General features: G+C 26.2%; 20 protein-coding genes. 8 read left to right on the top strand and 12 right to left on the bottom strand.

Annotated elements, in window-relative coordinates; genetic code table 11:
* The first annotated feature begins 4 nt into the window (after positions 1 to 4).
* Positions 5 to 1354, top strand: a complete 1350-nt coding sequence (locus ACPKM0_RS01645) for a hypothetical protein (RefSeq protein WP_472473053.1) — start codon at positions 5 to 7, stop codon at positions 1352 to 1354.
* Here the strand turns inward: ACPKM0_RS01645 and ACPKM0_RS01640 are convergent.
* Both ACPKM0_RS01640 and ACPKM0_RS01635 read right to left on the bottom strand, forming a co-directional pair.
* Positions 1351 to 4722, bottom strand: coding sequence for a UvrD-helicase domain-containing protein (locus ACPKM0_RS01640; protein WP_472473052.1), 3372 nt, complete (start codon positions 4720 to 4722; stop codon positions 1351 to 1353). The genes ACPKM0_RS01645 and ACPKM0_RS01640 overlap by 4 nt on opposite strands.
* Complete coding sequence (locus ACPKM0_RS01635) at positions 4722 to 7418, bottom strand: PD-(D/E)XK nuclease family protein (protein ID WP_472473051.1); 2697 nt, start codon at positions 7416 to 7418, stop codon at positions 4722 to 4724. Before ACPKM0_RS01635 ends, ACPKM0_RS01640 begins: the two co-directional genes overlap by 1 nt.
* Before the next feature lie 128 nt (positions 7419 to 7546).
* On the opposite strand from ACPKM0_RS01635, the gene ACPKM0_RS01630 reads away from it, so the two are divergent.
* The 3 genes from ACPKM0_RS01630 to ACPKM0_RS01620 all read left to right on the top strand — a co-directional run bounded on the left by ACPKM0_RS01630 (position 7547) and on the right by ACPKM0_RS01620 (position 10735).
* Positions 7547 to 8434: a CPBP family intramembrane glutamic endopeptidase gene (locus ACPKM0_RS01630; RefSeq protein ID WP_472473050.1), complete on the top strand. Its 888-nt coding sequence runs from the start codon at positions 7547 to 7549 to the stop codon at positions 8432 to 8434.
* 82 nt (positions 8435 to 8516) lie between these two features.
* Positions 8517 to 9554: a DNA/RNA non-specific endonuclease gene (locus ACPKM0_RS01625; RefSeq protein ID WP_472473049.1), complete on the top strand. Its 1038-nt coding sequence runs from the start codon at positions 8517 to 8519 to the stop codon at positions 9552 to 9554.
* Complete coding sequence (locus ACPKM0_RS01620; protein WP_472473048.1) at positions 9554 to 10735, top strand: aminoacetone oxidase family FAD-binding enzyme; 1182 nt, start codon at positions 9554 to 9556, stop codon at positions 10733 to 10735. Before ACPKM0_RS01625 ends, ACPKM0_RS01620 begins: the two co-directional genes overlap by 1 nt.
* Here the strand turns inward: ACPKM0_RS01620 and ACPKM0_RS01615 are convergent.
* The 4 genes from ACPKM0_RS01615 to ACPKM0_RS01600 all read right to left on the bottom strand — a co-directional run bounded on the left by ACPKM0_RS01615 (position 10727) and on the right by ACPKM0_RS01600 (position 13448).
* Positions 10727 to 11326: a carboxymuconolactone decarboxylase family protein gene (locus ACPKM0_RS01615; protein WP_472473047.1), complete on the bottom strand. Its 600-nt coding sequence runs from the start codon at positions 11324 to 11326 to the stop codon at positions 10727 to 10729. The two genes, ACPKM0_RS01620 and ACPKM0_RS01615, sit on opposite strands and share 9 nt — an antisense overlap.
* A 112-nt stretch (positions 11327 to 11438) precedes the next feature.
* Positions 11439 to 12239 (bottom strand): hypothetical protein, encoded by an 801-nt coding sequence (locus tag ACPKM0_RS01610; protein ID WP_472473046.1) that lies wholly within the window; start codon positions 12237 to 12239, stop codon positions 11439 to 11441.
* A gap of 5 nt (positions 12240 to 12244) precedes the next feature.
* Positions 12245 to 13087 carry an ATP-binding cassette domain-containing protein gene (locus ACPKM0_RS01605; protein WP_472473045.1) on the bottom strand — a complete coding sequence of 281 codons (843 nt, stop codon included), beginning with the start codon at positions 13085 to 13087 and terminating at the stop codon, positions 12245 to 12247.
* Positions 13068 to 13448, bottom strand: a complete 381-nt coding sequence (locus tag ACPKM0_RS01600) for a GntR family transcriptional regulator (protein ID WP_472473044.1) — start codon at positions 13446 to 13448, stop codon at positions 13068 to 13070. The genes ACPKM0_RS01605 and ACPKM0_RS01600 overlap by 20 nt, the downstream gene beginning before the upstream one ends.
* A 162-nt stretch (positions 13449 to 13610) precedes the next feature.
* Between ACPKM0_RS01600 and ACPKM0_RS01595 the strand changes: the two genes are divergently transcribed.
* From ACPKM0_RS01595 to ACPKM0_RS01585, 3 genes are read left to right on the top strand one after another with little or no spacing between them, the layout of a single operon-like run.
* On the top strand, positions 13611 to 13991 hold the full coding sequence (locus ACPKM0_RS01595) for an ArsR/SmtB family transcription factor (RefSeq protein WP_472473043.1): 381 nt from the start codon (positions 13611 to 13613) through the stop codon (positions 13989 to 13991).
* 24 nt (positions 13992 to 14015) lie between these two features.
* Positions 14016 to 14408, top strand: coding sequence for a rhodanese-like domain-containing protein (locus ACPKM0_RS01590; protein ID WP_472473042.1), 393 nt, complete (start codon positions 14016 to 14018; stop codon positions 14406 to 14408).
* Positions 14408 to 15199, top strand: a complete 792-nt coding sequence (locus ACPKM0_RS01585) for a sulfite exporter TauE/SafE family protein (RefSeq protein ID WP_472473041.1) — start codon at positions 14408 to 14410, stop codon at positions 15197 to 15199. Before ACPKM0_RS01590 ends, ACPKM0_RS01585 begins: the two co-directional genes overlap by 1 nt.
* Here ACPKM0_RS01585 and ACPKM0_RS01580 read toward each other — a convergent pair.
* The 6 genes from ACPKM0_RS01580 to galE all read right to left on the bottom strand — a co-directional run bounded on the left by ACPKM0_RS01580 (position 15196) and on the right by galE (position 21933).
* Positions 15196 to 16251, bottom strand: a complete 1056-nt coding sequence (locus tag ACPKM0_RS01580; protein ID WP_472473040.1) for a GntR family transcriptional regulator — start codon at positions 16249 to 16251, stop codon at positions 15196 to 15198. The two genes, ACPKM0_RS01585 and ACPKM0_RS01580, sit on opposite strands and share 4 nt — an antisense overlap.
* A gap of 8 nt (positions 16252 to 16259) precedes the next feature.
* Positions 16260 to 17615, bottom strand: a complete 1356-nt coding sequence (locus ACPKM0_RS01575; protein WP_472473039.1) for a sulfatase-like hydrolase/transferase — start codon at positions 17613 to 17615, stop codon at positions 16260 to 16262.
* Positions 17608 to 19107, bottom strand: a complete 1500-nt coding sequence (locus ACPKM0_RS01570) for a tripartite tricarboxylate transporter permease (RefSeq protein WP_472473038.1) — start codon at positions 19105 to 19107, stop codon at positions 17608 to 17610. Before ACPKM0_RS01570 ends, ACPKM0_RS01575 begins: the two co-directional genes overlap by 8 nt.
* Before the next feature lie 11 nt (positions 19108 to 19118).
* The gene (locus ACPKM0_RS01565) at positions 19119 to 19634 is read right to left on the bottom strand and encodes a tripartite tricarboxylate transporter TctB family protein (protein WP_472473037.1); all 516 of its coding nucleotides are present in this window, start codon (positions 19632 to 19634) and stop codon (positions 19119 to 19121) included.
* A 67-nt stretch (positions 19635 to 19701) separates the two neighbouring features.
* The gene (locus tag ACPKM0_RS01560) at positions 19702 to 20670 is read right to left on the bottom strand and encodes a tripartite tricarboxylate transporter substrate-binding protein (protein WP_472473036.1); all 969 of its coding nucleotides are present in this window, start codon (positions 20668 to 20670) and stop codon (positions 19702 to 19704) included.
* Positions 20671 to 20928: 258 nt separating this feature from the next.
* Complete coding sequence (galE, locus tag ACPKM0_RS01555) at positions 20929 to 21933, bottom strand: UDP-glucose 4-epimerase GalE (RefSeq protein ID WP_472473035.1); 1005 nt, start codon at positions 21931 to 21933, stop codon at positions 20929 to 20931.
* Between the two features lie 169 nt (positions 21934 to 22102).
* Here galE and ACPKM0_RS01550 point away from each other — a divergent pair, with 169 nt between their 5' ends.
* Positions 22103 to 22699, top strand: a complete 597-nt coding sequence (locus ACPKM0_RS01550; RefSeq protein WP_472473034.1) for a transcription termination/antitermination NusG family protein — start codon at positions 22103 to 22105, stop codon at positions 22697 to 22699.
* Positions 22700 to 22715 lie beyond the last annotated feature (16 nt).

The raw sequence follows: 22715 nt of genomic DNA, 5'->3' as shown, positions 1-22715 counted from the left end.
TATTATGGACGCTATTCAATTAAGCGCAATAGATATAGCTGCAAAAGGTATTGTAAATAGATTTGGTGCAGTAGAACTTAATTCAATCACAAATAAAATTCATCCTGACTTAAAAGGTGTAAAAGCATCATCAATACACAAGGTATTAAAAGAAACTGAAAGCTCAGAATATGTAGTAAAAGATGACGTTTTAAAAATAATATATTTTGATATTACATATGATAGAACAGATGAAGTTTTAAAAGCTAAAGATGAATATAAAGAATGGAATACTATAACTTGGGAAGATATTGAACCTTATATAGATACTTATGATTTACCTCTTTGTGAAAAAGCTCAATTATTATTTAACTATTGTTGTAGTATAAATAAAGATTTAGTTGAAAATAAACAACTTTTTGCATTTAGATTTTCTAACTATGTAAATACGCATAAAATAATTTCTAAATGTTCTATTACAAAATTTATTCTTGAACCTTTTAAATTACCAACTTGGGATATAGAATTAGAAGCTTTAATTATTGATGCAATATATAATCAAACATCATGGTTATGCTATGGAAGATGTAGAAATGAAAGAGTTAAATATGCTTGGATTGATAAAGCAATTTCTTCAGTTGAAAAATTAACAGAAACTGAATTCAATACTATTAATCAATTAGCGCAAGCTGCAACAAATTTTTATGGTGTTATATCTTTAAAAAACTTCCATAAATTACTTAAACTTTATTATAAAGAAATAAAAATAAGTAGAGATGAATTAAATGAATTATTAAATGCATTTAATGAAGAAAGTAATATTTTCTATTTTAATAAGCATCTTGTAACAGATAGAATATATGATTGGAGTTTTGATTTATTTAAAGATGAAACTATCAGAAAAATAGATCCTGAATCTTTTGATAAATATAAAAATAATAAAAACAAACAAACTTCTATTGCTCCAATAGATACAAACTTAATTACAGAATATAGTTTTTCAGTAATTAGACAAATGCAAGAACAAAAGAAACTATTAGTTTTAAGTAAAAATGAATTATTAAAATATCTAGATATTAGTCATGTAAAAGAAACTGAAAACTATAAATATTTAGAAAATTATTACATTAATATTGGTGGAAAATATAAAGAGGATATGACTAGATTCAGAATAATCTTTAATCGATATGTAAATAATTGCGGAGATAACTCACCAAATATTATTAGACATTTCTTTTTAGCAACAGGTTTTTCTGACCATGAAGAAGCCAATGTTGAACATTTACTTTTAGTAGTACAAAAAGCATTCAATGAGGCTCCTAGATGGCTAAATAACGGATTCAGTGCTATGGAAATCAAAGGTTTAGCTAATTAATAAAAATACTCTTTATCTTTTTCTCTAAGATAAACAACACATCCTTTTACACAGCTGTTAGGATATAATCTCTTAACAGCTGTTATATAAGTTTGAATTTGTTTTTCATGGATTGCTGGATTTCTAACTTTATCAGTTTTAAAATCCACAACTAAATAATTATCATTATCATATTTTACTAATAAATCTATAAATCCTTCAAATACTAATACTTCACCATTATCATTTTCTACCTTAGAAAAAAATCCAAATTCACAACTACATTTATAATTCTTTACATAATGATTATAAAATGAGCTACTTACAAAATCTTTTGCATATTTAATAGCTTCATTTTCTATTAATTTTATATTTTCTTTATTTAATTTTGATAATGAAGAACCTTTAGATAATACACTTTCATCTAAAAGACTTAAAATTGGTTTCTCCATTATTAAAGATTGAACATAAATATGGCAAAGAGTTCCAAAATCTGTATAAACAGAAGAATTGTTTTCATATAATTTCTCTAATAATTTATCAACTTTTGAAAGAGCAAAAGGTGAACCTTGCTCAAAATTACCATCATCATTATGCCCAAAGTAAGTTGTTACCCCTATATTTTTAGGATTAGTATCATAATTAGGCTCAATACTTTCATAATATTTGATATTATCTAAATACTGTTTTCTTTCTACTATAGGTTTATTTTCTACTTTTACATAATTCTCATAAACACTAACTTTTTCAATATCTTTAATTTGTAATAATGGATTTATAGAACCATCTTCCATAATTGAAGCATTATAAATCATAGCAAGTAAAGATTTCTCTTTATTATCAATTATTTCATTATCCAAAGAGGATCTAATAGTAGCACTCATAATTAAATGAGTTTCTGCCCTTGTTAAAGCAACATATAAAACTCTTTTAATTTCGGCTATATCTTTCTCTTTTGTCAATTCTTTTGCACGATTTATAAAAACGCTATCATATTTTTCTTTCATAGTTTTTTTATCGATAGAAATACAATGTTTTAAAATAGGAACATTTTTTTCAATTGAAAAATTAACTTCTTTTTGAGTAATTGCAGAACCCATATTTGAAACTATTACAATTGGGAATTCTAGACCTTTTGACTTATGAATTGTCATTATTTGAACGCCTTTTGCACTCTCTTTTAAAACAGGTACCTCTTCATTAGTAGAACTTGAACCTAAGGAGCCTCTCATTTCATCAAGAAATAATGATAGAGGATACTGATTTAAATCATATTTTTTTGATAATCTATATAAATATTCAAAATTGTCTATATAAAGATGATAATTTGGTTCGCATACATAATAATATCTAAGACCTGCTTCCCACCATAAATAATTCAAAAGCGAAGAAATATCACTTATTTTAGATAATTCAATTAGTTTATTAAAAGTCTTTTCTATTTCAGTTAATTTAATACGATCTTTAAGAGTTAATTCAATTTCACATACAAATAAATTTTCAGGATCATAATTATCTAGAATAGAAACAATTGCCTTCTCACTAATTGCTCCAAAAGGACCTTTGAGAACACTTATATATGCTAGTTTATCATCAGGATATATTAATAATTGTAATATATTATATATATCATTAGTTAATGCTTCTAAAGGATAAGCTTTATTATCTTGTATTATAAACGGGATTTTCTTAGCTCTAAGAGCTTTTTCATATTCAATTTGATGAGTTTTAGTTCTTAATAAAATTGCTATATCATTTACATTAGGTCTTCTAAGTTTATCATTTTTATCAGATAATAAATAATCATCACTATTTAAAATATTATTAATAATTTTAGCAATTTTTGTAGCTTCGCATTCTGCCGAAGATGCCTCTTCTTCTTCATCGTCTATCAAAGAATCACTATCTTCAGTTTTTATATATAATTCTATCTTTGAATTAACACCTTTTTTAGCAGATCTATAATCTAATGGCTCAAAATTAGCCTCAAAATCTTTTTTAGAATTAGAGAAAACATTTAAAAATGTATCATTAAAATATCTTATTAAATTCGGTTCACTCCTATAATTAGTTTTTAAATCAATAACTCTTCCATTAGATTCTTCAATTTCTCTAGACAATGCTTTAAATACAGAAACATCAGCATCTCTAAATTTGTAAATACTTTGTTTTTCATCTCCAACAAAGAATAATTTATTTGATTCAATAGAAGATACATCAGGAACAACATCAAGTGAGAGATCTTTTTTTTCACTTAATAGATATGTTAAATCTTTTTGTAATTTATTATTATCTTGAAATTCATCAATCATTATATATTTAAATTTTTCTTTATATATATTTCTAAGTTTTTTATTAGTTAATAAGATATCTACAGCTAAATGAGAAATATCACTAAATGTTAATACACCTAAACGTCTTTTTTCTTTAAAAATGTTATCTTTTAATATTTCAAGAGCCTCAACAACTTCAACAATATAATTATTATTTTTTATGAATAATAAAGATTGTAAATCCTTTGCACTTTCCTTTAATGTTTTACACCATTCAACAATATCTTCAGTTATTGGATTTTTCTTAGATTTTCTAGGTGTTGAAAAATTAAGAGATTCTAGTTTCTTGTAGAAATTAGGAGACTCAAATTCATAATTAATTATTTCATCATGATATTCTTTTAAATAGGATAATGTTTTTTTCATACTTGCAGATAAATCCTTAGCATCAATTTCACTTAAATTATTTAAAATCAATAATAAAGAATTTTCATATTCTGAAATTGAATTATTAATTAAATTATAACAATCCTCATAAACCTTATCTTTTTCAAATTTTAATGGAAAATAAAAACTTGATACTGCTAACTTTACTATAATATTATCAATTAGATCATTTGGATAATACGCTTTAGATAAAAATTTAAAACCGTCAAGCATATCATCATTTTCTATTAGTTGTTGAGCACATCTTTTTGTTATATCTGCAGCTTTTGCATTATCTATAGTGAAATCACTAGGAATCCCATATCTGATACAATCTTGTTTTACTATTTGATTACAAAAAGAATCTATTGTAGAAATAGTAGCTTTATTAAATAAGGCAAACTGCCTTTCAATTATTTTTGACTTATCTTTTAGTAATAATAATTGTTTATATATTCTTTCATACATTTCAGCTGCTGCTTTTTTAGTAAAAGTCAAAGTTAAAATTTCATCACAATTAGCTTTATTTTGTAATATTAAATTGAGAAATCTATAAGAAAGAACTGTTGTTTTACCAGCACCTGCACCAGCTTTTACAACGCAATTATCAAAGCAAGATACAGCCTCTCTTTGATCGCTATTTAAACTATGTTTTGTCTGTAATAATTTTTCTATTTCTAATTTTTCCATTATTTTGTTGAATACCTTTTTCTACATACTTGTCTATAATCACAATGCTGACAAGTTTCTTTAGAAGGAGTAGCTTTATAATTACCATCTAATATTTGAGTAATTATATCAGTCATAACTTTATCAAAAATTGTATCAATTATTTCTAAATTATCTGGCTTATTTAAATTCCACATATCACAGTATTTAGCTGAAGTAACTGAATAATAAGAAGCAATAGAGACATTCTTATTATCCTTAGCTAAAAGCTTTTTGTAACAAGGAAATTGATAATCTGGCAATTCTTCAGGCGCTTCATCATAAGCCTTTTTATGCCAAGATGCAGATATAGGAGTATGACCACTCTTATAATCAACAATAGCATAATCTCCATTATTTTGATTAATTACTCTATCAATCTTACCATTTAGGCTATAGAAATATGATTTACCATTAATTTTTATCTCTTCAATAGATTCATATTTTTTTTCCATATCTGTTGATCTAAAAGTATCAAAAACTTTAATTTCTACATTAAGAAAATCCCTTGCCAAATTTTTAAATCTATCTTTGATGTATATCTGAGTTGAAAAAGGTGGAGAATTTTTACTCATAAAATAATCTTTAAATTCAGCTTCTTGTATATCTAATAAAAGTGATAAATACTCATTATATTTTGAGCTATAAAACTGGCCATCTTCTTCTTTTATCTTTCTAAAAAAGTTTTCAAATATTTTATGAATTCTAGTTCCTATTTCTAAAGCATCATATTGAATAACATCATATTCATTCTTTTGAACTTTGAATAAATATTTAATGGCATATGCATAAGGACATTTTTTAAATAAATTTATACTAGTTGATGAAAAATTTAACATCTTATAATTATCTTTAGATTTAATTCTATCTAAAAGATATTCATTAACATCATTCTCCATATTATTATTTACATATCCATTGTCATTAAAATCTAAAACATTAATACTTGCTTTTTCAAAAGCTTCTGATTGGAAAGCTGTTAATTTTAAATCTTTCTTCTTGTTATTTGTGTTCCACAAATCAATCTCATCAATATATGGCTTATTATTAAATTGTAAATTTGATTTTTGAATTCTATCTTTCTCCATAAATAAGGAAGGAGCTATTTGTGCACCATCATAAGTACTATTACTGAATAGAAAAATTGATAAACCACTATTAAAACAATAGTCTTTTATTACATTAGAGGTTAAGTCTTCTTCTTCTCTTAAATCTTGATCATCAATTGATGGCGGCAACAAGAACAAAGGTTTATCAATAACTTCACAATTTTTACTATTTATATCTACAATAAAATGATAAGGAATATCTATAGAAGCTGACAAAGGATATTCATATATTCTTATACCATCTCTTTTCCCTTGTTCAACATAATTTTCTTTTTCTATCAAGCGATTAAATATCTTAAAAAGTTGTTTTGATTTAGCAATCTTACAGATTTGCATAGCTTCTCTTAATTTATCTAATTTATCAATTGCAAAACTATAACTTTTTTCACCACTACTGTCTTTCCATCCAACATTTTCAACAAAGATTAAACTTTCTAAAATATGTAAAGATTTTTGTAATTCTGAAATGGTTTCTACAGTATTAATTTTTATTATGATATTTTTAAATTTCCAATAATACTCTCTTAAATTTGGTTTAATTGATAATCGTTTAGTCCAATAGTCTTGTTCAACAATATTGCTACCATGATCTATATTAGCATCAATTGCAGACCTAATTAATTCTCTATTTAGTGAAATATCTTTAAAAGGAAAAGATCTATCTAAAAAGAAACTTTTCATATCATCAAGTGAAAAATTATTATCATATAAATTTGACAAATATGATAAAAATTTACCCCCTGGATATTTTAATAAAGGATATCCTTTAGCTTTTGATATAGGAATATTATATCTTTTCGCCTTATATTCTATATCTAAAATATCACTATCAAAATTACATAAAGTAATAGCTATATCTCTTGAAGGAATATTCGTATCTAAAAGCTCTTTAACTTTTCTTAATAAATTGTTTTGTAATTCTTCTGAATTCTCATAACTATATAAATTAAAATTATCATAAAAACTATTATTTTCTTCTAAGTTTTCAATCTCAATAGTTTTTATAAAACTCGGATTATTTAGATTATTTAAAAGTTGTTTACACCCCGCTTTAGTATCACTAGATATAATAGTATAAGAATTTTCTAAAACAGATTTTGGAGCATATTCTAAGGAAGGGTTTTCAAAAGAAGGTTCAAATAATTTATTTATTTCTAAAAATTCACAATATTTTTCATATAGCAAATCAACATCATAAATAAAATTCGCTTCTAATGTATTAAATACATCACTTTCTTTAAGTCTTTTTAACTGTTGAATAACAATTACTAAATAAGAAGTAAATCTACTTATAGATTCAGGATATTCATTATTTATTAAATATTTTAATTTATTTTTTCTAAAAAAATCTATTAAGAAAAATTCTCTAATTTGATTATTAACTTCTTTAAGACCTTCATGACTTGGTAGAAAAAAATCTCTAAAAGTATCATATGAAATTACTCTATCAGCTTCTATAACATCATATTCATAGGCATATTCTATAGCAAAATATCTTGCTATTACTTCATTATGAAAAACACAAATTTGATTATTCTTTAATTCATTAAAAACTATCTGTCTGTTCATTTTTTTTGTCCCTAATAGGTTTTTACCCTAATAATATTATTATACTATATATAAATGATTTAACAAACTAATATACTTTTAATTCTTTCTAAACTTCTATATTATCTGACATATAAGGATTACATAATATGATTGAAAATAAAAACAAAAGAGGTCTTTGGATCACAACATTTATTATAGTAATTATATTTTGGCTATTTTTAGGATCAACAATAATTAACTTATATGCAAATATAATATATTCTATTGATACAAATCAGATTTTTTTTAATAGTATTATTTATAACTATATTGGAGTAAACCTTCCCTTTCTATGTATTACTTTAGGCTTTTATTTTAGTTTTAAATATATTAATAAAATTCACATAGTAGAATTAATTAACAGTAGTACAAAAATAGATAAACCTTTGTTTTTTAAAACATTATTAGTATCATTAGGCTATTTTATTCTAATAACAATAATAGGTAGTCTTTTTAACCTTTATGAATTAAAAACAATTGAAACCACGTTTACAAATAGAATTCTATTTATCTTATTAGCAATAATTTTTACACCTATTCAAGTTCTTGCAGAAGAAGTATTATTTAGATCAATTATAATAAAAATGATAATCAAAAATTACGATGCATTAAAAAATAGAAAACTAATTTATTCAGTTTTATTTTCTTTTATTGTAGGATTTATCTTTATAATACCTCATTTAAGTAATCCAGAAATATCAACAAATTTTATTAGTGCTATATTATACTACTTTATCTTTGGAAGTTTTGCTACTTTTTCAATACTTATATCTAATGGTTTAGAAATACCAATTGCAATACATTTAGCAAATAATTTACTAATAGCATTATTCTGTAATTATGAAAATTCAGCACTTCCATCCTTTTCCCTGTTTTTAAGAATAAATGAATCATCTTTTTCTAAATATTATGAAGTAATTACCCTTATATTATTATTCATAATTATTGGGATACATAATAAATTAAAAATTGTTAAATATTGTGATAAAGATTAAAATAACTTATTATCAACTAGAAGATAATAAAAAGTTATAAATTATATAAAGGTTTTTACCAATAACTATATTAGGAATTAAAATGGCAAAAAAGAAAAAAAGCTCAGCAAAAAGGACCCTCAAAAATATTATTACTTTAATAATAGTATTTATTATCATATCAATAATATCTTTATTTGTTGCACCTACAGAAGAAGAATGGATTGAACAACAATCTTATTCTATTGAAATAATTGATAATCTTGAAATGCCTTATCCTATAGAAGGTGAACAAATAGTTGAACATGATGGTTATACTCTCAGCTATAATGAGGAGTATGAACAAGCTAGTTATGTAACTTATAAACTAACTCAAAATGAACTATATGGACCAGCAGAAAGAAAAGATAATTTCAGAGAAGATCCTAGTATAAAAGGGGGAAGTGCCTCTTTAGATGATTATAAAAAGAGTGGGTATGATAGAGGACACTTATGTCCTGCTGCAGATCAAAAAGAAAGCGAGAATGCAATGTCAGAATCCTTTTTCATGAGTAATATGAGCCCTCAATCTCCACAATTCAATAGAGGTATTTGGGCTGATTTAGAAGGATATATTAGAAACTTTGCTGACAATAATTATGAAATATATGTTACAACGGGTCCTGTATTAACAGATGGCCCTTATGAAACTATTGGAGAAAATAAAGTAGCTATACCTAAATACTATTATAAAGCTATTCTCGATTACACTGAACCTGAAATAAAAGCAATTGGTTTTATACTTCCAAATAAAAAAGGTGAGAAAGATATAGTAGATTATGCTACAAGTATTGATAAAATAGAAGAAATAACCCAAATTGATTTTTTTACTAATCTACCTAATGAAATAGAAGATAAAATTGAAAGTTCTTATAATATAAAGGACTGGGAAATGAAAGAATTCTATGCTTCTAATGGGGAAGGGTCCTTTAATGAAGATTTAGAAAGTACAAACAAAACTACTAATTCAACACCACAAGGCTTTAGTGAAATATTAAAAGAAGGCTCTATGTATATCTTAGTTGAATTAAGAAAAGAAACCATTAAATTATTAAATCAATTTGTATCAAGTGAAACTCTAGCATCATTAGGATTGAAATAATGAATGAATATAATACTATTATTATAGGAGGAGGAGCCTCCGGCCTTTTCCTAGCAAAAAACCTTGCTGAAAATAATATAGAAACACTTGTTATTGAAAAAATGGAATCTCCTGGTAAAAAATTACTAATTACCGGAGGAGGTATGTGTAATTTAACACGAGATGAAAAACAACATGAATTTTTAACACATTATGGAAATGCTAATAAATTTTTAGGTGCGGCTTTTGCACAGTTTTCTCCTAAAGATACTATCAACTGGTTTGAAAATAGAGGATTAAAATTAGCCATTAGGGAAGATAAAAAGATTTTTCCAAAAGTTAAAAGTGCTAAAGCGGTATTAGAAACTTTATTCGATAAAAGATATACGTTAATTAATAATTATAAAATTAATGAAATTAAGAAAGAAGAAAATTATTTTATAATAGATAATAGTTATAAATCTAAAAATCTTGTAATAGCAACAGGGGGGATGTCTTATCCTTCAACAGGGTCTACTGGAGATGGATACCATTATGCTAAACTATTTAATCACTCTATTAATGAAATAAGACCCTCTTTAGCTAGTTTTAAAATAACAAGTGAAGATGTTTCTAAAATTGAAGGTATTTCACTACAAAATATCACTATTTCTTTAATGGATTTTCATTCTAAGAAAAATAAAATTATTAAAAACACAGATGATTTAATTTTTACTCGTATTGGAATCTCAGGCCCAGTTGTTTTAGACATTTCTAAATATGCAACAACAGATCAAGCTATATATTTAAATTTTAATAAGGAAGTTATTAAAGAGAATAATAATAAATTATTATCAACGAGTATTAAGCAACAAACAAAATTACCAATGAGATTTATTAATTATCTCTTATTATCTTTATCTATCGAAGATGATATTTCTTCGAATATATCAAAAAAGAAAATTAACATCATAAATGAAAAATTAAAGAGATGGGAATTTAAAATTTCTCTAAAAGGACAACTTAAAGGCGCTATGTCTACAGCTGGCGGAATAGCATTAAAAGAAGTTAATAGAAAAACATTTGAATCTAAACTCTGTCCAAACTTATATTTTTGTGGAGAGGTTTTAGATTATAGTGGCGATTGTGGTGGATTTAACCTTCAAGCTTGTTGGTCAAATGCTTATTGTGTTTATAAAAACATTTTAGATAATTTAGATTAAATTTATTCTAAAAATCCTTAAAAAAAATGATAAAATCAAAGCAATTAAAACAAAAGGAATAAAAGTAATTAACATTACTAACTCATAAGCAATTGTTGTTCTTTCGTCTCTTCCACTTTTATCTTTTTTAAATCTTGAAATAAATGAACCTAATGCAATTCCATATACATTCCCTACAGTAATAATTCTAATGGCACCTAATATACCTAATGCTTTCTTTTTACCATAATCATTAAGAATTTTATTCCAAATATTTTTATCAACTTTTGCTCTAGTTTCAGCATAATATGATGCAAACATTATAGCATCTAGCTCTTCACTTGGGATATTTTCTCTATCTTCAGTCTCTAACAATTGTCTAATTTCTTTTTCAGAAAGGCCTGCTTCTAAAGCCATTTTAGTATGGGCATAAGAACACATTGCACAACCATTAACACTTGTTACAGCAAGCATAATTCTTTCTTGAAATTCTTCACTGATTTCTTTATTTCTTTTTGCCTTACTTAAATAAGGAATAGTTACAAATGCTTTAACTAAATGACAAAAAGCTTCTCTTAAATTATATAATTTTTTACCTAATTTGTTTTTCATTATTACCCTCTAATACAAACATAATATACTATTTTATCTCATTAACAAGTGTAACAAACTCACTCTTTATCACATTAAAAAAATAACCTCTAAAAAGAGGCTATTTAATTGTTTATTTTTTCTTTCCATATAATGGTTTTTTACGCATTATAAAATAAGAAATTATTATAAGCGGTATTAATATTACTAAAATAGAAACTAAAATATACTGATATGAAAATCCATTTTGTAAACCGAAGAAATGAATTATTTTATTCATTGTTCTAATAGCTTTTTCACTATTGTCCATTTGGAACATTATTAATCTAGGGATACTATATGCAATTAATACTGGTATAAAAATAAATGCAATCCATCTATAAATTTTTTCTAATCTAACCCATAGGGAATATATAAAGAGACCAATAACAGAGGCATAAAAAGATATAAATGAATAATAAGCAAAGTTATATAAAAAATATGAGAAATTACTTATATATTTAGCACCAGATCCTACAAATAATTGTTTATTATTAAACCTTACATTAGTAAAGTATGATTTTTTAAACATATAATCTTCTAAATCAAAACTATAAAATATTGATTTTAATAGAGAAAAAATTAGTGCAAAAACAATAGAAATAGAAATCATAACTAAAATATTTGAAATAAAGGCAGTTGTTCTACTTCTACCAAATTGATTACAAATCAAATCACTATTTCTGTTAGAGACAATACTCATAATAAAAACAACTATAAATACTGTAAAATAGTTAGGTATTAGATTTCTTAATTCATTAAATTCAAAATGATTTCCCATTAGATTAGCAAACATAAATATTATGAAAGTTATTCCCATTACAATTAAATAAACTATTGCTGATGTCTTTAAATAATCAACAACAAAAAATGAATAAGTTTTTTTTATGTCCATAATTATTATCCTTTTGTTATCTCAATAAACATTCTTTGAAGATCGACAGCATTTACACTAACACCTTCAGTTTTCTTAACATCCCCTTTTACATAAACGGAATATACTTTACCAACTTTATTAGTACCTAATACTTTTAAACCACTAACAACTGAATCAACTAATTCTTTTGATCCAACAACTTCGTTAACGCTAGCACTTAATTCTTCTACTAAACCATTAGCTACAACTTTTCCTTTATTAATAATAATTGCATCTTGAGCTAGATTAGAAATTTCATCTATCAAATGAGTACTAACGATATAACAAACATCATTAGATTTATCATTAAATGTTGAAATTAACAGTTTATAGAACATGTCTCTATGAGAAGCATCTAATCCTAAAACAGGTTCATCAAACAATACAAAATTTGCACTAGAACAAAAGGCTAAAATAACCTTAAAAATTGAACAATAACCAGTAGATAGTTTAATTACATCTGTTTTTATATTTAATTCAAAGTCTTTTGCTAATTCTAGGGCATAATCTAAATCAAAATCAGGATCAAAATGCTTTGCCATTTCGAAAACTTTTATACAAGACACACTACCAAAAAAGTCATCATCACTCATTAGATATACTTTTCTCATTAATTCATCATTACTAAATATATTTTGACCATCAATAGAAACTAATCCTGAATCAGGGAATATTCTATTTGAAATAATATTCATTAATGTTGATTTTCCAGCTCCATTTCTACCTAATAAGGCATATATTTTTCCAGTTTCAAACTCTATTGAGACATCATCTAGAGCGTCGACTGTTTTAAATTTTTTTGAAACATTAGTTATTTGTAATTTCATCTTCAATTCCCTTTCCAATTAATTCTACAATTTCTTTTTTATCAAAACCAAGATTTATAGCTTCTTTTACTAATGGAGATATAAAATCATTTTTAAATGAAGCCATTCTTTTTTCTTTTATCATTTCTCTTGCACCTTCACTTACAAACATACCAACTCCTCTTTTTTTGAAAATAATATTTTCTTGAACCAAAATATTTATTCCCTTCAATACCGTTGCTGGATTTAGCTTATATCCTACAGATATTTCAGTTGTTGAAGGAATTTGATCTCCTTCTCTATAAATACCTATAAAAATATCATCTTCTAATCCTTTTGCGATTTGGATATAAAGTGGAAGATCCTTTTGCTTAAATTCCATAGGCTCTCCTTCTACCATAATGTTATATGGTTAACTACTACAGTAACTAACCATATAACTAAAAAACAATTTTGTCAAATATTTTATTTACAAATGTAGACATAAAATTTTTGAAGGTGTATATTACTATATAATCATATAAGAATACAAAGGAAAGTATTTATGGAATTAACAACAATTATTAAAATATTTTCAGATCAAACAAGATTAAGAATTATTAATTTAATAAAAGAAAACCAATTATGTGTTGGGGAAATTCAAACTATCCTTGAAATAAAACAATCTAATGTATCAAGACATTTAGATAAATTAAAAATTGCAGATATAATTAATCAAGAAAAAAAAGCTCAATGGGTTTACTATTCATTAAACAAAGAGAAATTATCTAAATACTCATTCATTCAAAATTTATTATTTAAGGATATCAACAACTATGAAATTTATAATAAGGATATTGAAAAACTTAAAAAATATAAAAATAGCAATATGTGTTGTCAAGATTTGAAAAATATTGACTTCGATATAAATAAAATTAAATTCTAAATAATAATAAAGAGGTATTTTATTATGGACAATTATGAAGAGATGTTTAAATCTTATGATTTAAATTTTTTTGGAAAAGCAAGTCACAAAGTTACTTTTGAACAAATGATTGAATTACTAAAACAGGACAAAGCTTATGTTGTTGATTTAAGAACTAAAGAAGAGAATGATATTCTAAGTTTTTCTTTTGCAACAAGTATTCCTGTTGAAAATTTTACATCAAAAATGAATGAATTACCTAAAGATAAAACAATTATTTTATTTTGTTCAACAGCTACAAGAGCTACTATGATTTTTACCTATCTAAGAGCTAATGGATATGAAAACACTAAAATTTTAACTGAATCTATTGGAGACTTAGCTAACCACTTTAAACCTGGTTTTGTATTAAAAAATTTAGAAGCATTTAAAAAATAATGGATACTAATTTATTAATGTATATAATTATATTAATTATCTCTGTAACTATGGCTATGGTTGGAAAAGGCGGAGGTAATTTTTATGTTTTAGTAATGGTAATAGCTGGAATTTCAATGACCAATGCTGCAACAACATCACAATTGATTATGATGGCAACAGCATTAACTTCTATGCTTATATTCCATAAAAGTAAACGAGTAGATTGGAAACTTGCATTAATAATTGATCCGCCTACAGATATAATGGCCTTTGTAGGTGGATATTTTGCTTCGAGTTTTCAAGCAACTACTCTCAAAATCATGTTTGCATCGGTTCTAATAATTATATCTATATTTATGTTTATACCAGTAAAAGAAAAACCTACTTCTCAATCTAACAAAAAGGGATACTGGAATAGAACTTTTAATGGCTACAAATACAGTGTTAACTTATGGATAATGCTACCCTTAACAGCAACAGTTGGGTTCTTTGCTGGTGCTCTTGGCATATCTGGTGGAGCTTTTAAAATTCCACTTATGGTTATGCTATGTGGAGTTCCAATGGAAATTGCCATCGGTACATCTTCAGCAATGGTTGCTGCAACAGCTTTGATGGGTTTTATAGGACATAATATTAATGGTGGATTTAATCCAACTTTAGCTATTCCTCTAGCAATAATAGCAGTTACAGGAGGAATAATTGGAAGTAAATTTGCTCTAAAAAGCAAACCTAAAAACCTAAAACAAATTTTTGCATTTACAAACCTTTTTGCAGGGATAATGATGTTAATTAATATTATTACAGGCTAAGGATAATAAATAGTTGGTTTAAATATATAGGAATAATCATGGATTTTATAATTACTATCTTCGAGCATTCTAAGAATATTTTTACCAACTTTCTTTCCAACTTCATAAGAGGGACTAATTGAACAAAGTATTTTTTCCTCTTCCCAATTATTTCCTGAATAATCAAAACAAGCTAATTTTCTAGGATATTTTGTTTTCTTTTGAATATGCTTCAAAATCATAAAGTTACAACATACAATAGCTGTACTTTTATTTCTTTTTAAGAATTGTGATATGATTCGATCAAATTCTTTTTCTTCAGAGATATTATCACTAATTAACCATTTAATATTTTCATCTTTAATTTCTATTTTATAAGAATTTAAAGCTTCTATAAAACCTCTATATTTCTCAGTCCCTTGATAATTATCACAATAAAAAATACCAGCAATATCTTTATGTCCTTCTTCAACTATTTGTTTCACTAGCAAGTGAGCACATTTTTTATCATCAATAATAATTTTTGGAAAATTCGTTTCTGGATAATAATTATTATAGAAAATACACTTAATATCTTTTTGTTCAATTTTTTGATAAATATCTAAATTAGGGTTCATTAAACTAGCCTTAACACCATCAATGATCAAAGCATCAAAACCTTTTACACAAGCTTGTAAACAAGCTCTTTCATTAGAAAATTTATTATCAGTATAAAAAATTCTAAGTTCTATATTTTTATCTTTTATCTCTTCTTGAATACCTTTAATAAATAACTTATTTGCATTCTTATCTTGCCCCTGTATTATTGTGGCTATTCTATATCTACAATTAGAATCAAGTATATCATCTTGGAAAGTTACAGCTTTAAAATACGTACCAGAACCTTTAATAGAATATACTATCTTTTCATCTTTCAATATCTTTATTGCAGAGCGAACCGTTTCACGACTTGCATTAAATTTTTTACATAGATAAGGTTCTGATGGTATTTTATTTATAGAATTGTATTTATTTTGTTCAATAAAGACTTTTATATAATCACATATTAAATCTTTTTTAAATTTTTTAGCCATAATTCTCTCTATTCAATAGATATAGTTATATCCTCTATTTCTTTTATCCAAGAAGATAATCTATCTCGTAATTCTAATTTAATAGTAAAATACTTTTCATCTTTAATTAAATTATTTAATTGATAAGGATCTTTCTCCATATCATACAAATAATCATCTTTATAACTTGTAGCTGATGCTAGTGATCCACCATTAATTCCAGGAGCATAAATACTGTACATATACTTATCGGTTCTAATACACCTTCCAACTCTACTCTCAGAAATTTGGGCATACACTTCATTAAATCTATTATCATTTACCCCATTTACAACGTCAAGAAGATTTTCTCCTATCATCGTTTTATTATCATCAATATCTGCAATTGCTAAAATAGTCTTTGCTAATGAACCAGTACTAACTAAATCATGAACTACTTTACTTTGATTATAATCTCCTCCCCTTATGATTAAAGGAACTTTTAATGCAGCATCATGAGCAGTTCTTTTATAATCATCATATCCATTTAAATGATTATCCTTATTTCTTGTATTAAAGTGAGAACCATGATCGCTAACATAAATTATAACAGTATCTTCATATATACCTTGCTGTTTTAGAGTATCAATAATTCTTCCTAAATTAGTATCCAAAGAATTACATTGCCCTAAATAATCAGGATATTCTTCTCTAGCATCTCCACCACCAAGTGCTTCTAAATCTTTTGGGAGCACATAATCTTTAAACTTTTCTTTACTACCTAATGGCCCTTGATAATGTTTTGCGTCATTTTGATGATGTGGTTCAATATGTGATAAAAATAGCATAAAGGGTTTTTCTCTATTTCTATTATTTAAATATTCAAGTGCATAATCTGTTATACAATCGCATCTATAACCTTCAAATTCACATTTATTATTATCTTCATCAAATACATATCCACCATATCCATCAGAAGTAAATTCTAAAATATCACTAACTCTCCAGAATCCAGAATAGCCTCCTCTAAGTTCTTTAGGAATAGCTATCCTTTGATAGTCTTGATATGGTTTTTCTTCTAATCCTCCAGTTGATGCTAAATGCCATTTACCAACATAAGCTGTATCGTAACCATTACCTTCAAGATAATGAGCAATAGTTTTAGAATCTAAAGGAAGAGCTATAGAATTCCTAAAACAGCCTGTATCTGTAGCATATTTACCAGTTTGAAAGATAGCTCTACAAGGACCACAAACAGGTTGTGGTGAAAACGCATTCTCAAACCTTACACCCTCCTCTGCTAATTTATCTAAATTTGGTGTTATATTTAGTGGTTGTCCATAACAGCCAATAGTATCAGATCTTTGTTGATCAGAAAAATAGACAACTATATTTTTTTTACTCATTATTAACTTCCTTCTTATTTCTTTGAATTTGACTCTTTAATATCAAGAACACTGTAATTACAATCATTGCTATGAAAGCAATACAGATTGGACTTGATATAAATATTGACCAATTTCCATCACTTAATACTAACGATCTCCTAAAGTTCTCTTCAGTTAATGTTCCCAAAACCAATCCTAATAAAATTGGTATTGTTGAGAAACCAAACTTATTAACAATATAAGCAATCACTGCAAATACTAAAGTAACTGAAATATCAAAAAGGGATGAATTAACACTGAATGCTCCAGCAAAACAGAACATAACAATAATGGGAGTTAACACTTCAACTGGAACTGAAATAATTCTTGCAAACCATTTTGTTAAAAATTTCCCTTGTAAATACATAAATATATTAACAAAAATTAATCCTATCATAATGGCATACATGATCGATCCATTCTCAACAAAAAGATTAGGACCTGGAGTCAATCCATTTATCATTAATGCACCAAGCATTATTGCAACAGAGCCATCTCCTGGAATACCCATAGTTAATAATGGAATCAAAGTTGCTCCTGTTACAGCATTATTTGCAGTTTCACAAGCACTAATACCTTCAATAGAACCATTACCAAATTCTTCTGGATGCTTGCTAATTTTTCTTGATCTATCATAACTAAAGAAACTTGCCATAGAAGCTCCAGTACCTGGAATTATTCCAATAATAACTCCAATTATTGCTGATAATATCATTGGTTTCCTAATTCTCTTCTTTTCTTCTTTTGATAGCTTATCATCATGTTTCTCTAGTGTTTTTGTATCAACTTTTTCTTTTTTAGTCTGTTTTTCACTCTTAGCTAATACTTCAGATAAAGCAAACAAACCTATTAATGAAATTACCAAGGCTATTCCTGAATATAGATTTATATTATTAAAAATAAATCTTGTTCCACCAGACATTGCATCAATTCCAATAGTTGATAAGAAAAGTCCAAAAGCTCCTGTTATAATACCTTTAGTTAAGCTATTACCAGAAACACCAGCTATAATAGTTAAACCAAAAGCACAAATTAAAAAATACTCAGGGGTACCCATCATTTGTGCAAATTTAGCAACTTGAGGAGCAAAAAACAATAATAATACTGCTGAAAAAATTCCACCAAAGGTTGAAGCTCTAAGTGCAACAGATAAAGCCTTCATGCTATGGCCTCTTTTAGTTAAAGGGTATCCATCTAACATAGTTGCTGCAGCATGGGGAGTACCTGGAGTTTTAATTAATATAGCTGATATTGATCCACCATAAGAACCTGAACAATATATTCCAAGAAGAAACATAAAGGATTCAACGGCACCTAAAGAATAAGTAAAAGGTAAAAACAATACGATACACAAAATAACTGTTAAACCTGGAATTGCTCCAAAAATAACACCTAGTAACAAGCCTAAATTCATATATAGAAAATTAGGAAGGTTAAACAACAATTCAAAACCTTGTAAAAATAAATCCATTCTCTAATCTCCTATGGTAAACGTACATGTAATACATTTTGAAACAAATACCCTATTAAAATGGCTGCCAAAATAATAATAATATAACTAGTTATTTTTTTAGCTCTAAAATAAAATAACATTAATATTCCAAAAACAATTGAACTTAATATAAAACTTGTGAAATGTAACATTACTAAAAATAGAATTAATAAAGAAAGTAAAATTAAAAATCTTACTTCAACTAATAAATTTATTTCTTTATATTCTCTCTCATTTTTTCTAAAAATAGCAACAATCTCTTTAATCAATAGAACAATTGAAAAAATTAACATAATTCTTAGCATTAACACAGGAAAAGTTTGTGCTGTAACCTGTGAAGTAGTATTTATTTTTATTTGACTAGGAACTAAATAAAGTAAAACCGATGAAATTACAATGAAAATAATTGATCCAACAGTATTAATCGGAATTCTTACAGAATGAGCTTCTAGTTTTTTTGCAGTATTATCAATAAAATTATCAATTTTCTCAATAAATCTATTCATATTCACCCCTTATGTTCATAGGTGATTCAAATATGAATCACCTATGCATCTTTAATATTTCTTATTCTTATTGGTTATCTTTAACGATTTGAATTACATTTTCGATATGTGCATCCATTTCTTCTGGAGTCCAAGTACTAGGAGCAACCATTAATTTATCGAATAAAGCTGTCATTTCAGGTTTTTGCATAATTTCTAAGTAAGCAGTTCTAATTTTTTGAACAACTTCATCAGATGTACCTTTTCTGATTAATAAGAAACAAGTATTTGGATAATAAGCCTCCATACCGTAAGCTCCAACAGGTTTAACATCTTTAAATAAATCACTAGTTACATAATCTTTACTAAACATAGTAACAGGTGTAATTAATCCACCTTCTACAGCACCTTTAGCTTGTGATTGATGAGATATAGCAAAATCTGTTTCACCTTTAGCTACTGCATCAAGAGCTAAGTTTGCACCATTATAACTAACTAGAGTTAATTCAACACCTAATTCTTTAAATAAAGCTTTTGCTAAGAATGCTTCTGATCCGGCAACACCGTTTACAGCTACTTTACAAGAATGAGTTTGCCCATAAGCTTTTAATTCATCTAAATTTGTAATATTTAAATCAGCATCGGCTGTCATTACAAATGTAGCACTATACATATTCATAACAGGCATGTAGTCATCATATTTAAACATAATTGCTTCTTTACCTTCTACATTTGGAGCAATTGAGAACCCGCCTTCTCCACCAAAGATTAAATTATGAGTATTTCCTTCATTTTTAAGATAATTTGTTAAAGCAACATTACCGCCAGCACCAAGTTCATTAGTAGCTAAAACTGGTTGACCTAAAAGTTCTTCACCAAAAACAGCAGCTTGTCTGTTAACTAAATCAGCAACACCTCCTACAGCCCAAGGACAGATTACAGTAATAGGTTCTGTTGGCCAATCACTAGCTGTATCCTTTACTTCTCCACTACCATTAGCAAAAACTATTGATAAACTTGTTAAACACATTAATAGCATTAATAAAATTTTTTTCATTTATTTTTCTCCTTTCTGAATATATGAGAATACTAAAAGACAAATTTGCACCTTGCAATACAGAAAAAAATATTTTTGATAGAAAATTGTCTACTTTTTTAATATTTAAATTAAGTTGTCTAGTTTTTTTATCAATCAAAAATATATAATAAGTTCATTATATATAATTGCTGTTAGACAATAAAAAAGACTACTTATATATATATTATTATATATAAGTAGCCTTTTTTGTATAATAATTTATGATTATTCTACTTTTTAATTATAACCCTTTGGATTCTTACTTTGCCAATTCCAAGAATCTCTACACATAGTTGTCAAATCATATTTAGCTTCCCAACCTAATAATTGTTTAGCTTTAGTAGCATCAGCATAGCATGTTGCTATATCTCCAGGTCTTCTTGGTGCAATAACATATGGTATTTCAATATTATTAGCAGTTTCAAAAGCTTTTACCATATCTAATACACTATATCCAATACCTGTACCTAAATTTATTATTTCAGTACCTTTATGCTTATATTCACAAGCAGCAACATGACCACTAGCTAAATCAACAACATGAATATAATCTCTTACACCTGTTCCATCAGGAGTTGGATAATCATCTCCAAAAACAGAAAGCTTTTCTAATTTTCCAACTGCAACTTGACAAATATAAGGCATTAAATTATTTGGAATACCAACTGGATCTTCTCCAATCATACCAGATTCATGAGCACCTACTGGATTAAAATATCTTAATAATACTACATCCATATTTTTATTAGCAGCTGCAAAATCACTTAAAATTTGCTCTATCATATACTTAGTCCAACCATAAGGATTAGTACAACCTGTTGGCATACCTTCTTTTAGAGGTACAGTTTCAGCTAATCCATAAACAGTTGCAGAAGAACTAAATACAATTTTGTTTACATTATATTCTTTCATCAACTCACATATAGTTAAAGCAGAATCAATATTATTTCTATAATAAGCAAGAGGTTTCGCTACAGATTCTCCAACAGCTTTATAACCTGCAAAATGTATTACAGCATCAATTTTATTTTCTTCAAAGATAACTCTAGCTGCTTCTTTATCACATACATCCAATTCATAAAAAGGGATTTCTTTTTTTACAATTTGCTCAACTCTCTTAATAGCTTCTTTTTGGCTATTGTAAAGATTATCAACAATAATTGGTTGATGATTTGCTTTAACCAACTCAATACAAGTATGAGAAGCAATATATCCAGCTCCTCCTGTTAATAAAATTTTCATACATTCCTTCCTCTTCTATTTATTTTATATTTATATTCTCTAGTATATTTATTATTTTGTTAAGGGTAAAATATCTATTTTTTTTGCACAATATTCTACTTTTTATAAAACTGAAGCCAAAACACTTTTTTTTCTTGAATATTAATAATATATCAAGTATTTTCTTTATATGAATTATTATTGTGTTGCATGTAAAGTTTCAAAAGAAGAAAATGTTAAAAAAGAATTATCCTCAATTATTAAAAAACTTATAAAAGAAGATTCCTTATTTGAAATCTCTTTTCCAACTAAACAATATAAAATTAATAAAAAAAAGGCAAAAGATAAAATTATTAAACCATTAACTCCAGGCTATATTTTTATTAAATCTGAAATAGAAATAGATAAATTTTCAAGAGAAATTAGAAAAGTAAATGATTGCTACGGAATGGTACAAAGTAAAAAGACGAATAATAAAGAAAACAATATAATATATAAACTGCAAAAAGAAGATTTGATTTATGCTCAATGGATTTTTGAAAATGGTGGGAAAATTACTCCTTCAAAGATAACTTTGGAAATAGGTGAAGTCGTAAATGTTATTTCCGGACCTCTTGCAACATTTAATGGGAAAATTATCAAAGTTGACAAAAGAAATAATAAGGTTTGTTTATTTTCTGAAAATTCTGGAACATTACAAAAAGTATGGGTTCCTGTAGAAATAGTTAAAAAAGAAGACTTAGATACCAATGAATTAATTCTTAAAGAATTCTCAAAAGTATATTAATTACTGTTAGCTTGTA

Source organism: Pleomorphochaeta sp., from assembly GCF_050031695.1.
Taxonomy (GTDB): Bacteria; Spirochaetota; Spirochaetia; order Sphaerochaetales; family Sphaerochaetaceae; genus Pleomorphochaeta.
The sequence above is the reverse complement of the archived record's forward strand: the minus strand, read 5'-3'. Positions and strand labels throughout refer to the sequence as shown.